The 13436-nt window shown below is 56.2% G+C and carries 10 protein-coding genes; 4 read left to right on the top strand and 6 right to left on the bottom strand.

The window, feature by feature from the left end:
* Nucleotides 1–9 precede the first annotated feature (9 nt).
* The 4 genes from QV747_RS11675 to qatD are packed head-to-tail and all read left to right on the top strand — an operon-like array spanning nucleotide 10 to nucleotide 4710.
* On the top strand, nucleotides 10–1851 hold the full coding sequence (locus QV747_RS11675; RefSeq protein WP_273432374.1) for a P-loop NTPase fold protein: 1842 nt from the start codon (nucleotides 10–12) through the stop codon (nucleotides 1849–1851).
* Entirely contained in the window at nucleotides 1851–2714 is an 864-nt protein-coding gene (locus QV747_RS11680) for a hypothetical protein (RefSeq protein ID WP_110389831.1), read from the top strand. The genes QV747_RS11675 and QV747_RS11680 overlap by 1 nt, the downstream gene beginning before the upstream one ends.
* Nucleotides 2711–3973, top strand: a complete 1263-nt coding sequence (qatC, locus tag QV747_RS11685) for a Qat anti-phage system QueC-like protein QatC (RefSeq protein WP_273432371.1) — start codon at nucleotides 2711–2713, stop codon at nucleotides 3971–3973. The genes QV747_RS11680 and qatC overlap by 4 nt, the downstream gene beginning before the upstream one ends.
* Entirely contained in the window at nucleotides 3973–4710 is a 738-nt protein-coding gene (gene qatD, locus QV747_RS11690; protein ID WP_273432369.1) for a Qat anti-phage system TatD family nuclease QatD, read from the top strand. The genes qatC and qatD overlap by 1 nt, the downstream gene beginning before the upstream one ends.
* 3 nt (nucleotides 4711–4713) lie before the next feature.
* Here the strand turns inward: qatD and QV747_RS11695 are convergent, their stop codons facing one another.
* The 6 genes from QV747_RS11695 to glmU all read right to left on the bottom strand — a co-directional run bounded on the left by QV747_RS11695 (nucleotide 4714) and on the right by glmU (nucleotide 12961).
* Nucleotides 4714–5901: a tyrosine-type recombinase/integrase gene (locus tag QV747_RS11695; RefSeq protein ID WP_273432367.1), complete on the bottom strand. Its 1188-nt coding sequence runs from the start codon at nucleotides 5899–5901 to the stop codon at nucleotides 4714–4716.
* Between the two features lie 218 nt (nucleotides 5902–6119).
* A complete protein-coding gene (gene ychF, locus QV747_RS11700) occupies nucleotides 6120–7211 on the bottom strand; it encodes a redox-regulated ATPase YchF (protein ID WP_028448366.1) in 1092 nt (363 codons plus the stop codon).
* 141 nt (nucleotides 7212–7352) lie between these two features.
* Nucleotides 7353–7964: a UPF0149 family protein gene (locus QV747_RS11705; protein ID WP_273432365.1), complete on the bottom strand. Its 612-nt coding sequence runs from the start codon at nucleotides 7962–7964 to the stop codon at nucleotides 7353–7355.
* Between the two features lie 201 nt (nucleotides 7965–8165).
* The gene (locus QV747_RS11710) at nucleotides 8166–9491 is read right to left on the bottom strand and encodes a DUF4397 domain-containing protein (protein WP_273432363.1); all 1326 of its coding nucleotides are present in this window, start codon (nucleotides 9489–9491) and stop codon (nucleotides 8166–8168) included.
* Between the two features lie 182 nt (nucleotides 9492–9673).
* Nucleotides 9674–11488, bottom strand: a complete 1815-nt coding sequence (locus tag QV747_RS11715) for a hypothetical protein (RefSeq protein ID WP_273432361.1) — start codon at nucleotides 11486–11488, stop codon at nucleotides 9674–9676.
* Nucleotides 11489–11596: 108 nt separating this feature from the next.
* Nucleotides 11597–12961, bottom strand: coding sequence for a bifunctional UDP-N-acetylglucosamine diphosphorylase/glucosamine-1-phosphate N-acetyltransferase GlmU (gene glmU, locus QV747_RS11720; RefSeq protein ID WP_273432359.1), 1365 nt, complete (start codon nucleotides 12959–12961; stop codon nucleotides 11597–11599).
* Nucleotides 12962–13436: the final 475 nt, after the last annotated feature.

Raw genomic sequence — 13436 nt, forward strand, 5'->3', positions numbered from 1 at the left:
GGGGAGCACATGTGGCATGACAACGAAACAACCACGGACTACTTGAATTTCGGCGTTGTTGCGGATGCCTGCGCAAAGCTTCTGCAGCAGGCGAACGGACAACCCATTTCGATTGGCGTATCGGGCGGCTGGGGCGTCGGAAAGTCCTCATTGGTACGCATGGTCGCGTCACGGCTGAACGTCGACGCAGACCCCGACAAGAATACGTACGTGGTGGTCACCTTCAATCCTTGGCTTTACCAGGACTTTGAAGGCGCACGTAGTGCTCTTCTTCAAATGGTCGGTGATGAAGTGTTGCGCCGAGCTTCCGCCGACGAAGGGCTGTTGAAGAAAGCCAAAAGGCTTCTTCAACGCATCAATCTGCTGCGAATCGTTCAACTCGGGGGCGAGGCGGCAGCAACGATCGCCACAGGCATTCCTATTGGCTTGATTGGACGCACGCTCGCAAAGTTTGGCTTTGGCGACGAACAGGGAGAGGCCGCTGACGACAAGGCCGAGAAGGATGAGGATTTGGGCTTACTGAAGCCTGCAGAGCCGGTCTCTCTGCCAGGCGAAATTCAGGCATTTCGAGATGCGCTTGAGGAGCTTCTGGAAGAGCTGAAGATCACCCTTGTTGTGTTCGTGGACGACCTTGACCGCTGTCTCCCGCAGACGGCCATTTCGACACTGGAGTCCATTCGCCTGCTGCTGTTCCTGAAGCGCAGCGCGTTTGTTGTTGCTGCCGACAACGAGTTCATTCGAGGCGCTGTACGAGTTCACTTTGCGGGGACAGGCATCAGCGATGAGGTTGCGACGAACTACTTCGACAAGCTTATCCAGGTCCCGCTGCATGTGCCAAGGCTAGGGGTGAACGAGGCAAAGGCCTACCTGGCGTTGTTGCTGCTGGAGCGGGCCGTTGCTGACGGCCAGTTCGTCGATGGTCAGTTCACTCGCGCGGTTCAGGCCGTCGCTGAACGCCTCAAGACCAGTTGGCGCGGTGATGCGGTGACGCTGGAATTTTTGAAGGCCCTCATCAATCCTCAGAACGCTCACTTGGTCGAGCTGATGGAATTGGCCGAGGGGTTGGCACCGCTGCTCACGAGTTCGAGCAAGGTAAACGCCAATCCGCGCCTGATGAAGCGATTCCTCAACACGGTCTTTCTCCGGTCAGCCCTAGCCAAGCCTCAGGGGATTGAATTGGACCTCAAGGCCTTGGCCAAATGGCACCTCTTGGAGCGCTGCGACGAAGCCTTGGCAAACGCGCTTGCAGGCCGAGTGACTTCCGCGACGGAAGGGCGCGTCGATGGCATTCGAGTGGCTGAGCAGTCTGCCCGAGAGGGGGTGGCCTTACCTGAGCCATTCAAGGATGAGTTTTTCCATAAGGAATGGCTTGGGCTGGAGCCTGCACTTGGCGAAATGGACTTGCGCCCATTGCTCCACCTGAGCAGGGACTCCGCGATGCGGGACTTCGGTGACGACAGTTTGACGACCGAAGGCCGTGCCTTGCGGGATGCGCTGATGGTGGCGACCAGCGCAAATGAGCCGCTGACACAGGCAATTCGAGCAGCTGGAGTGAATCAGGCTGACGCTGTAATGGCCAAGGTGTGGCAGCTGAAGTCACCAAAGCGAAACTGGCGGCAAACCGAAGACGTTGTGTCATTGCTGGAAATCTCCAAGATCTTTCCTGACCTTGGTGCAAAGGCCGCCGCTTTGCTGGCCCAGGCGCCCATCAAGGAGGTCGGCCCAGGGCTCGTGCCTCTCCTGTATGAGCAGACGTGGGCTCGTCCTGTGCTCGATCAGTGGCATGCCTCCGGTGATGCTTCCAGACCGGTCAAGCAAGCCATTGAACAAGCCAGGAAAGGAGCGCGCTGATGGGAACGTCAACATCAAGCAAAGGTGGCGGCTCCCGCTCCCCCTTTGATCCTGAGTGGCTCTCGCCGCCCGAAGGCGGCAATGGCGGAGACAGCCCTGCGCCTGGTGATGGCGAAGGCCCTCCTCCGGCTGATGCCAACGACGCCAACGCTGACGGGCAGGGCGACGCGGCTGGCGGTGAAGAAGGTGATGTGACCGGGCCTGCGCTAGCGCCTGACCGCCGCTTTGCTCCAGCCCGTTCTGGCATGTCGGCATTCCTTGGTGGCGGGGGGCGCGAAGCTCTGCGCAGTGCGACCAAGAGCATGGTCAGCAAGGGAATGGGCGGCCCGCGACGAGCAGCGGCCACCATGAGAGCGACGGCTCAGGGGGCCGGCCAACTGGGGCAATTTCTTGCGTCCGCACGGGATGCCACGGACCCACGAGTTGTCGACTGGGTCCAGCGGGTTCGCGCCCAGAACCTTTCAGCAAACGACCTCGTCCTGGAGGTGGTCAAAGAAGTTCTTCCGAACACAGGAAGTGTCGACGAAGAATCCATTCGGAACGCTGCGGCAGAAGCGCTTGGTCAGCTGTACGAGGTAGCCCCTGAAGTCGACATCTTCAATCTGACAGATGCACAAATCGGCGACCTCATCGGCTACATCGTCGCCAACGACCTATGTAATCGCGTTGACCTGCAACTGGGTCAAACATACGAGAAGCTTAAGTTCGACGCGCGGCAAATCCAGCTGTATCGGAACGACATCAAGGAATATGTCAACGCGCAAGTCAAGGTGGTTCTTGACCGACAAGGACCACGCGGGATTGACCATCAACGACTTGCCAGTGAAGTCTTGGCCTCAACCCTTGAGGTATTTGTCGAATGAAAGTTCTATGTACAACACCTGACTTCTTGCCTGCGCGCCTCGATGCTGGAGAACTCGCATTTACCTACTTCAAGAGCGCCCGACGCCCTGGGGTTGGCACCATCGCGAAAGGATGGCGAGGTTCGTTGAAGCGGCGCGGGTTCGCACCGAGCGCTCAGGTCTGGGACTTCGTTCAGTTCTGCCTAGCAGTTTGCGCCGCCGACTTGGCCTGTCTTCGAAGCACGAGTGCGGATGGCTGGACGCGCGTGATTGAGCTCACTGTCGGCCTGCATGAGCCACTGCGCTGGCTGCCTTTCCAAGAACAACTTGAAGCACTTCTCAAGGTTCTCACTGGCGACTACTGGAAGCTCCATTTCGTAGCTGGCGGAGCAGCGCCACCGGATGGCAGGCCCGTCGTGACTGCGCACGACTGCGTGTCCCTGCTATCAGGCGGCCTCGATAGCCTCATCGGGGGGATAGACCTCGTTGCACAAGGTCGCCGTCCGATGTTTGTGTCGCAGCTGGCCCATGAGGATTCTCAGCGTCAGAGGAATTACGCAGCGCAGCTTGGCGGGGTGGGGTCTCACTGGCAATGGAGCCATGGCATCAGCTTTAGCGGCCAACGTGAGACTTCAACGCGCGCTCGGTCTCTGGCCTTTTACGCGTTCGCGGTGCTGGCTGCCTCGCGGGTTGCCGCCGATCCTGTCCAGGTGTTTGTTCCAGAAAATGGATTCATTTGCATCAATCCGCCATTGGTGCCAGGACGCGTCTCTAGTTTGAGCACCCGGACCACGCATCCGCAGTTCATCGCAATGTTGCAGAGCGTGTTGGACGGATTGGATGTGCCTGTTCGGCTTGAACTTCCCTATCAGTTCAAAACCAAAGGCCAGATGCTCAACGAGTGTCTCAACCAGCCTCTGCTTCAGCAGTTGGCGGCGGACTCCACGAGTTGCGGCCGTTTTCGCACCTACAACCGAAAGCACTGCGGCCGGTGTGTTCCTTGCATGATTCGCAAAGCCGCTTTTATCGCCTGGGACCCTGCCCGCGATACAACCGAGTACGTACACCGCTCGTTGGCAGACGCGAACAAGGCTAGTGGACCTGATGACGCGATGGCTGCAGCCCTTGCCGTACTCACGGCCCGGCAGAAGGGCTTGGACCGGTTCTTGGGGGCCTCTCTGGCATTTGCCGAGCCCGCTGCCAGATTGGCATACAGGAACGTACTTGCTAATGGGCTGAATGAGCTTGAAGCCTTGCTACAGAGGGATGGCGTACTGTGATGGATTTCCACTGCCACCTTGACCTCTATCCGAACGCTCGCGAGGTATTCAAGGAAGCTGCGCAGAAGAATGAGTTCACATGGCTGGTGACTACCAGCCCAAAGGCCTTTGTTGCGACTGCGCGTGTGCTCACGGGCGCAGCGAATGTACTTGTCACCCCAGGACTTCATCCAGAGATTGCGCACGAGCGTGCTGGCGAGCTTGACCTTCTGTTGACGCAAATCCGCGATGTCGCAGCCATTGGCGAAGTCGGCCTTGATGGCTCGTCTCGGTATAGCAAGAGCTACGATGTTCAGCGCAGCCTTTTTGAGGCCATCATTGAACGTAGCTCAGCACTGGGCGGTCGTGTGCTCAGTATTCATTCACGCCAAGCTGTGAATGACGTATTGGCTATTTTGGATCGACATGCCGGGTTTGGGACCGCAGTAATGCACTGGTTCACAGGGACGGTAAAGGAGCTGCGAGCTGCGGAAGAGCGAGGCTGCTGGTTCAGCATCGGGCCAGCCGCATTTGCATCGAGTAGTGGCCGGGCTTTGGCGGCAAAGCTACCGCGGCACTTTGTTGTTCCCGAAAGTGACGGCCCATTTGCACGGATCGATGACAAGCCAGTTCCGCCCTGGAGCGCTGACCTCACCGCCTGGCACCTTGGACAAGCATGGGGTGTCTCCACCCAGGAAGCGGCAACTCTGCTGAGCGAAAACTCTCACCGTCTCCTGGCGATCATGAAGCAGCGCTGAGCGCTAGTTGGCATCCTTCCGTGCGTGGGTCTTCCACCCGTCCAGTTTATCCGCCCAGTCTTGCATCATGACTCGTCGCTCGTCCAGGTAGGTAGCATGGTTGTATGTGCGCCGAACACTGTTCGGCTCCGCATGTGCAAGCTGGGCCTCAATGGCATCGGGCCGATAGCCCATTTCATTGAGCCGAGTGCTGCCCGTGGTGCGCGTGCCATGCGGGCTGTACTTGGTGGCCCAGCCGAGCTTCTTGAGCGCCTGCCGCAGGGCTGCGTCGGCCATGGGGCGCTGGCGGTCGTCACGGTTCGGAAAAACGAACTTCGTGTGCCCCGTGATCGGATGCATGGCCTTGAGAAGTTCGACCGCCTGAGTCGGTAGCGGAATGATGTGCTCTCGCCGCGCCTTCATACGACGTGCAGGAATGGTCCAAAGCGCCTTCTCAAGGTCGAACTCGGCCCATTCTGCTTGGACGGATTCATTCGGGCGGCTGAGCGTCAGCCACATCAGCTGAAAGGCCTTGATGGTCTGGAAGTTGCCACCGTGTCCATCAAAGTCGTTTAGCAACTGGCCGACTTCCTCCGTGCTGAGGGCGCGCTTGTGTTGCGTCTTGTTGGGCGGCAGGGCTTTGCGAACCGGCCAAACGGGGTCAGTGTCCGCCCGTAGAGTCGCGACTGCATGCTCGAACACGCCAGACATGGTGCGCTTGGCTTCGGCCGCTACGGTGGGGGCACCCCGCTTGACCGTCTTGTTGAGAATGTCGAGGACATGGGCTGGAGTGATCTGACGTACCGGCAGCTTGCCAATCGACGGGAAGACCACGCGCTCCAGCATGTCGAGTCTCCGCTTCTTGGTCACTTCTTCCCAATCTTTCAGGGCCAGCCATTCTTTGGCGATGGCCTCGAATGTGTTCGCTGAGTCTTGCTCGCGCTTGATGCGTTCGATCTGGCGATTCTGGACGGGATTGATGCCTTCCCTGACCAGCTTCCGCGCTGCCTCGCACTTCTCTCTAGCCTCGCCGAGCGTCACGCTGGGGTAGTCGCCAAGTGCGAACCACGAGGCCTTGTCATTGAGCTTGAAGCGATAGCGCCAAGCCTTGATGCCGTTGGGTTTGATTTCTAGGTACAGCCCCTTGTAGTCATTGAGGCGGTAGATACCTTCTCTAGGCTTGGCGGCTCGGCACTGGGCATCTGTCAGCATCGTGAAGGTCTCCTGTTCGTCCTCAGGGCTTCATCGTATACACCTTCATCGACCTGGCGCAAGATCCATATACACGCCCGTATCCACTTGCGCAGCGCCACCAGATGTCGTTGCATGCAACGAACTGAAATGAAAAAGCCCCGTATCCACGGGGCTTTGCGTCGATTTCAGTGATGCACTTGCAAGCATGTGCAATCGTCTGAAATGGCTTGTTTGAATCAAACGTTGAACAGGAAGTTCAATACGTCGCCATCTTTCACCACGTATTCCTTGCCCTCGGCGCGCATTTTGCCGGCTTCTTTGGCGCCTTGTTCACCCTTGTACTGGATGAAATCATCAAACGCGATGGTTTGCGCACGGATAAAACCACGCTCGAAATCGGTGTGGATCACGCCAGCGGCTTGTGGGGCGGTATCGCCTTTGTGGATCGTCCAGGCGCGCACTTCTTTCACCCCTGCGGTGAAGTAGGTTTGCAGGCCCAGCAGATCATAGCCGGCACGAATCAGACGATTCAGGCCTGGCTCTTCCAGCCCCAGTGATTCGAGGAACTCAACCTTGTCGGCGTCATCCAGCTCGGCGATTTCGCTCTCAATGGCGGCACACACGGCCACCACTGGCGCACCTTCGGCTTGCGCGTGGGCGGTCACTTTATCCAAGAGCGGATTATTGCTAAAGCCGTCTTCTGCCACATTGGCCACGTACATGGCAGGCTTGATGGTCAGCAGGCACAGCGATTTGATCGCCAGCTTTTCTTCGGCGCTCAGATCGGCCGAACGGGCGGGTTTGCCTTCGTTCAAATGTGGCAGCAGTTTTTCCAGCACTTTGATCTGGGCGATGGCGTCTTTATCGCCGGCTTTGGCTTTTTTGCCTTCGCGCTGAATGGCTTTTTCTACCGTATTCAGATCGGCCAGCGCCAATTCGGTGCCGATCACGATGATGTCGTCAATCGGATCAATCCGGCCGGCCACATGCACGATGTTATCGTTTTCAAAACAGCGCACCACATTCACGATAGCGTCGGTTTCACGGATATTGGCCAAGAACTGGTTACCCAAGCCTTCACCTTTCGAGGCGCCAGCAACCAGACCGGCGATATCGACAAACTCAACGATGGCGGGCTGGATTTTCTGTGGATTAACGATCTTGGACAATTCAGCCAAGCGCGGATCCGGTACTTCAACGATGCCAACATTTGGCTCGATGGTACAAAACGGATAATTAGCCGCTTCGATACCGGCCTTGGTCAGGGCATTAAACAGCGTGGATTTACCCACATTCGGCAAGCCGACAATACCGCACTTGAGGCTCATAACATCCTTGCACGGCGGACAAAGCGCCGTTTTATCAAATCAAAACGCCATTTTACCCCAAGCCGCCCGCCCGTGCAGCCAACGCCGGGCGAATGCAAAAAAGCCGCCCGAAGGCGGCTTGCTAAGCGGTGCGTTGGCCGCTTAATGCAGACGATGTTGCTTGCTGGCGCTGATTTGCTGATTGCGGAAGAAATCGCGGATTTCCAGCACCATTTCTGGCAATTGCTCGGCGATCTGGTTGTCGTGCGACACCAGATCAATGCCTTCTCGCTGCATATCTTCACGCATTTCTTCGTCCGAGCCGCTCATGATGGCCATGAACATAAACTGGCCTTCTTCTTCATCCAGCAAAGGCTGCCATTGCTCTTCGGCCAGACCCGCGCCGTAACAGAAACCTAGGCTCCATTCTTCGATGCTGGAATGCTCTTGCGCGTCGTCTTCCCAATACAGCATGGGCTCGTAAGTGGATGGATCTTGCGCCAGCTCGTCAGCGATCTGGTTATACAGGCGCATAACCAGATCAATCATTTTATCGGCTTCGGGCAGGGCAAAGATCACGGCTTCGGGTTTATCCCAGATTTGCGCCATCCATTCATTGGGCATCACTTGCGCCGGGCCGATCAGAATGGCGGTGAGATAGCCATGCAACATCGACAGCGACATGGCATCTTTGCCCACCGCATCCGAGTATAAAAACTGATCCAGTTGATCGAGCTCTTCATCGGTGAGGGTTTGGTCCAGCATTTTGGCCATGATGTATATACCTGAAGTCTTTATTTGATGAGGTTTCCAAGGCAATACCCAGCAGGGTATCTAACTTGAGACGGTGTGTTCTCCATTATACGCATCTGCGTCGCTACACGCGTGAAAGCCATGCCGCAATGTGCATGGCTTTCAGCATCAAAAACAACAGCCGCATCTGCGGCTGTTAAAAAGATAAGCTCTTGATACGGCTTAGTTGTCGGCAAGCACCGATAGCGTGAAGTCTTTGCTGCTATTGCCGGTTGAATTCGGCAACAAGCCACGCGCCACTACGGTATAAATTTTGCCCGCATCAACGGTTACCGCGCCCGAAGTAAAGGCCGGCGCCGAGCTGGCTGCCGCACCAGCAGCGCGCAGTTTGAACACATAGCTACCGCTTGGCACTTTCAGATAATCGGCTACCGCCGGGAAGGCCACATTGCTCAGCACCAATGCATCGTTAGCGTAGACATCGACAGCTGGGGCATTCGGCGAGGCGTGTACCACCCGTACTTTAGCCTGCCCGGCTGGTGGCAAGCTAGCATCATCTTTGGCTACCAGATATTGCAGCGCTGGGCTACCCGTCGCCAAACCCACGGCGAACACGGTGACGTTACTGGCCTTGGCCAATTGCAGACTGCCGGTTAAGGCCTGAGTGCTCGTGCCGGCCAGGTTCAGTGCCACAGTGTAATTTGCCGCCGGTACAGTCAGATAAGACGAGGCCGTAAAGAAAGGCACATTGCTCAAAATAGCGCTGCCATTGGCCAAGACATCCACGGCTGGGGCATCTGGTGAAGCATGGACTACACGCAGTTTGGCATTCACATCCAGCACCTGAGTCACATTGCCCGAGCTCGCACGGCTCACAAGTAACAGACTGATCGGTGCACTGCCGTTGGCTTGTGGTACCGCCACGGCCAATAGATCATTACCCGCGGCCACTGGCAGAGTGCCCGAATCAAAAACTACGGTTTTGCTGCCAGCGGCAGTGACCCGCACACGATAATCAGCCGGAGCGACTTCAAGCGCCGCAGAAACGCCTTTGAAGGCCACATTTGGAATCGTTGCGGTGGTGGTGGCCAGATCAGCTGTTGGGGTCGTGATATAGATATCCACCGCTGGCGCCGTAGCGGCACCATGCACTACGCGCAAACGTGCTTTGCCGGTAGCCGGGGCGGCTGACGCTTCGGTAATCACCAGTGGCTCGATCTTGGCCATTTCGTTCACGGCCACCACCGTAGTGAGCGTATCGGCTTTCAGATCGAGAGTGGCATTGATAACGCCAGTGCTGCTACCGGTTGGGGTGACTTTCACCGCGAGCGCGCCCGGATTAACCGTGAGCAAGCCACTGGCCGCCTGATAGGGCACATTGCTTAAGACTTTATTCCCACCAGCATACACATCCACATTGGGCGCATCGGGTGATGCATGAATGACGCGTAATTGGGCTTGTGCCGGCGGATGATCGGAGCCGCCACCACAGGCCACGAGTGAGGCACAGGCGGTAAGCAGCAACATCCATTGCGAGAGTGTTTTCATGACCTTCTCCAGGGTATTTCTGTGATTGATTTGACGCGAACAGACAAAACAACCAGCCGGCCGGACTGGAGCTCACAGAATAATACTGGAAAGTACTAATGTCTACTGATTAGTATCTTTTGCAACCAACCAGTATTAAGTCGCCCACAGCAACAAAAAAGCAGCCCGCAGGCTGCTTGTGTTTAGTGGAATGGAATCACAATCGGCGGCTCACTCGCGACCGGCTGTCGGTCATGACCAACCCCGGCAGGCGTTGGCATGGTACCGCCCCGCGTCAACGCCACGCCGCTATAAGAGCGGCTAAACGCCAGGCGCAGATTGGCCCAGTCATTGTAATCTTGCAGCGCAATGGAGCTGGCAGAAGTACCGGAACGAATATTGGCACTGACCGCACCGGTATCCAGATTACCGTTTTTATTCCAGTCGATATAGTTGCTACCACTGCTACTACCGCGGCCCAATAGCGCGGTTTCCAGTAGCCCTGTCTCTAGCAGATTGGCCGAGCTACCGTCTGAATAATCGAGAATGAAGTCGGTAGTACACGGGCCGGCATCTACTGGATTGCTGCCGCACAGGCTAACTCCGCGCATGCCTTTATCGAAATACCAGCGCTGACCGGCATTTGCGCCCCGTGGATCTGGCGGCAAGCCCGCACTGCTGTACAGATAATTCATAATGCTCAGATAATTCGGCTTACTGTTCTGATCTTCAAAACCACCATGCAGCAAGCCCAGATTGTGCCCCAGCTCATGCATCAGGGTACTGGCCTGAAGATTGATCAGCAAATTCGTACTGGCTGTATTCACAGTACTCAGCCCCAGCGAACCCAAGGTTAGATTAAAGTCATTACCATTCACTTCACCTAGGCCAGCTGCCCCAGACGCCGCACCAGCCTGGTAACCTGAGATGGCATAGTGGAAAATCGGCGTGCGACGGGTATCGAAAGTCTTACTTTTCAGTACATTCACGCTGGCACAACTGCCACTTGGCTCGCCCAAATCGAGACAACGATTAAAGCTGAGCACAGACTGGCTATTGCCCAAGTTATACCCGGCGATATTCGGGCCAGCATCAATATGCAAACTAAAGCCCCGGCGAGCAAACGCAGCCACCACCTTATCCAAGGCTTCTTTGCGTGGCTTCACGCCCGGATCGCTACTCGACATGTAATCCAGTTCGAGGAAAATATCGCGCTGACCTGTACGCGCACCCATACTGTATAAATCTAGGCCTGCAAAAGTCCCGCCCACGACTTCAGCACTATCGGGAATGCCATCGTCATCCGTGTCCGTAGCCGCCGCGGAAACATCATTCGGGCCATTCGGGGTAATGAAATTCACAGCCTGCCAATCACTGGCTAGATCAGTATCATTCGCAATGTTGGCCACTGGACGAACGATGGAATTTCCGTAGCCGTTAGGCAAAGCTGGCGCGGCACCAGGCGACAACCAAGCGCTACTCGGGCTAAATTTGGGTGCAGTCGTTGAAGTACCCATCCGTACAAAATCAACCGTGGCATTAAATGCGTTGCTTACTAACTCAACGAACCCATTATTCCCCCAGTTGGGATAAAGGTTGGTTGTGCCGACAAAAGCAATTTGCCGTGAGGACTGATCACTGCGATTCATTCGGGGGGCCACGACCAGATAGCCGCGGGCCGCAATGGTTACCGCGGGTAGTGCAAATTCAGTAATCGCGCCAAAGTTGCTTGTGGTTCGCAACAGCACATTGCTCACATCCACTGGCACCGCATTCGGGTTGTAGATTTCCACCCAACCACTGCTGCTCACTTCGCTAATCAGCAGCGACTTAGCCCCCCATGAAGGCTGGTTCACAGCCACCGGCATCGGCTCTTCCGGCGAAACAGGATCAGCGGTAATCGTTGTCGAGCCTGGGGTCGGGGTTGGTGTGGATGAATCACCGCCACCGCCGCCCCCACCACACGCGCTCAAACCCAAAGCCAGCACCATTACCACCCAACTTGTCCGCCACTGCATTGTGCTACTCCTCGCTGCTATACACAGGCTACAAATGAAAACACTCGGCAGAGCCGAGTGTGGTATATCTCTACACCGCAATCTTACTGAGGCCTTGCGCCAGACACCTCATTTTTTCGTGGGCCGTTGCCAATTCGCAATGCTCACCTGCTTCGCCCGCGCCACCGTCAATTGGCCCGCTGGCGCATCCTTGGTAATTACCGAGCCTGCCGCCGTGGTGGCCTGCGCGCCAATGGTAATCGGTGCCACCAGGACATTGTTCGAGCCGATGCGCACCTCATCTTCGATCACGGTGCGGAATTTATTCACCCCGTCGTAATTGGCGGTGATAGTACCAGCGCCAACGTTCACGCCAGCGCCCATGGTCGTATCGCCGATATACGACAAATGATTCACTTTACTGCCTTGTGCAATGGTCGATTTTTTAACTTCGACAAAGTTACCAATGTGCACCTCCGCCGCCAATTCGGCACCAGGGCGCAAGCGCGCATACGGGCCGATCAAACTCCCGGCGCCCACGGTGGCCTCTTCCAGATGGCAGAAAGGGTGAATCACTGCACCTGCTGCGATGGTCACGTTTTTCAGATAGCAATTCGCACCAATACGTACGCCTTGGCCCAGCTCCACGCGGCCTTCAAACACGCAATTCACGTCAATGTAGACATCTTGGCCGTGTAGCACTTCACCACGAATATCGATCCGTTCAGGGTCGGCTAAACCGACGCCAGCCGTTAATAATTGCTTGGCCAATTCTTGCTGATGAATCCGCTCCAGCGCAGCCAATTGCAGCTTATTATTTACACCCTCGGCCTCCCAGTGCATAGCGGGATGCACCGTAGCAATCTCAATCCCATCGCGCACGGCCAGTGCGATCAGATCGGTGGCGTAGTATTCGCCTTGGGCATTGTCATTTTTCAGCTCGGATAACCAGCCCGCCAGCTTTACAGTGGGCAAGGCCATAATGCCGGTATTCATTTCCTTGATTGCGGCTTCGTCTGGCGTGCAATCTTTTTGCTCGACAATATGCGTAACCTGGCCAGCCCCATTACGCACGATACGACCATAGCCGGTAGCATCATCCAGAATATCGGTCAAAATACCCAGCTTGCCACCCTGACTGGCGGCCAGCAATTGCTGCAACGTCTGCAAGCGAGTGAGTGGCACATCGCCATACAGCATGAGGGTGACATCCCCCTGCAACTGCGGCACAGCCTGCGCCAGCGCATGCCCAGTTCCCAATTGCTCGGCCTGCAAGGCAAAGCCCAAATTCTGCCCAGCCAAAGCATTTTGCAGTTGTTCGCCGCCAAAACCATACACCACCACCAGCTGGGCCGGATTCAAACCACGCGCCGTATCAATCACATGCTGCACCAGTGGCTTACCGGCCAAACTATGCAGCACTTTCGGCAAACTCGAGTACATGCGCGTACCTTTACCGGCCGCTAAGATCACCACATTCAATACGGAACTCATCAGATTTGGTCCACAACTCAGTCAGAATGAGCGTTATTCTAAAGGCATTTAGATGACAATGCTGCAAGGTAAATGCTGTAAGTGCAATTAGCACAGTCATTTTCCGCAGGGATAGTCAGCGGCCACAGTAATCAAATTCGAATTAGCAAACTACGCTGTCATATCTAAAGGCAGCCACAGAAACTTGTATGTATAAGCTGCAAGCCATTCAATTGAATAGCACTTAGGCATATACCCCCACTGCAAATCCATTCACAGCAGCCACGATTGCTGTATTCCATGCCTGAATGACCAAAGCCCAGCGTAGCTGGGCTTTGTTTTGGGATTGGGTTTGCGCCGCAAGCTTGGGCTTGGCCGGTTCGCGGTGCTGCTGTCGTGGGTTTTATGTGGGACTGAGGGCTTCGCTGTGCTGCTGTTCTGCACCCCGCCACTTCCGCCGCGCAAAGCAAAAAGCCCAGCTCTTCTGAGCTGGGCT

Source organism: uncultured Chitinibacter sp. (assembly GCF_945957625.1).
Lineage (GTDB): Bacteria > Pseudomonadota > Gammaproteobacteria > Burkholderiales > Chitinibacteraceae > Chitinibacter > Chitinibacter tainanensis.

What these genes read in the sequence shown, in the direction of transcription:
- qatC (WP_273432371.1), top strand. Translation starts at nt 2,711, where the DNA reads ATGAAAGTTCTATGTACAACACCTGACTTCTTGCCTGCGCGCCTCGAT.
- QV747_RS11710 (WP_273432363.1), bottom strand. Translation starts at nt 9,491, where the DNA reads ATGAAAACACTCTCGCAATGGATGTTGCTGCTTACCGCCTGTGCCTCA.
- qatD (WP_273432369.1), top strand. Translation starts at nt 3,973, where the DNA reads ATGGATTTCCACTGCCACCTTGACCTCTATCCGAACGCTCGCGAGGTA.
- QV747_RS11695 (WP_273432367.1), bottom strand. Translation starts at nt 5,901, where the DNA reads ATGCTGACAGATGCCCAGTGCCGAGCCGCCAAGCCTAGAGAAGGTATC.
- QV747_RS11675 (WP_273432374.1), top strand. Translation starts at nt 10, where the DNA reads ATGTGGCATGACAACGAAACAACCACGGACTACTTGAATTTCGGCGTT.
- QV747_RS11680 (WP_110389831.1), top strand. Translation starts at nt 1,851, where the DNA reads ATGGGAACGTCAACATCAAGCAAAGGTGGCGGCTCCCGCTCCCCCTTT.
- glmU (WP_273432359.1), bottom strand. Translation starts at nt 12,961, where the DNA reads ATGAGTTCCGTATTGAATGTGGTGATCTTAGCGGCCGGTAAAGGTACG.
- ychF (WP_028448366.1), bottom strand. Translation starts at nt 7,211, where the DNA reads ATGAGCCTCAAGTGCGGTATTGTCGGCTTGCCGAATGTGGGTAAATCC.
- QV747_RS11715 (WP_273432361.1), bottom strand. Translation starts at nt 11,488, where the DNA reads ATGCAGTGGCGGACAAGTTGGGTGGTAATGGTGCTGGCTTTGGGTTTG.
- QV747_RS11705 (WP_273432365.1), bottom strand. Translation starts at nt 7,964, where the DNA reads ATGGCCAAAATGCTGGACCAAACCCTCACCGATGAAGAGCTCGATCAA.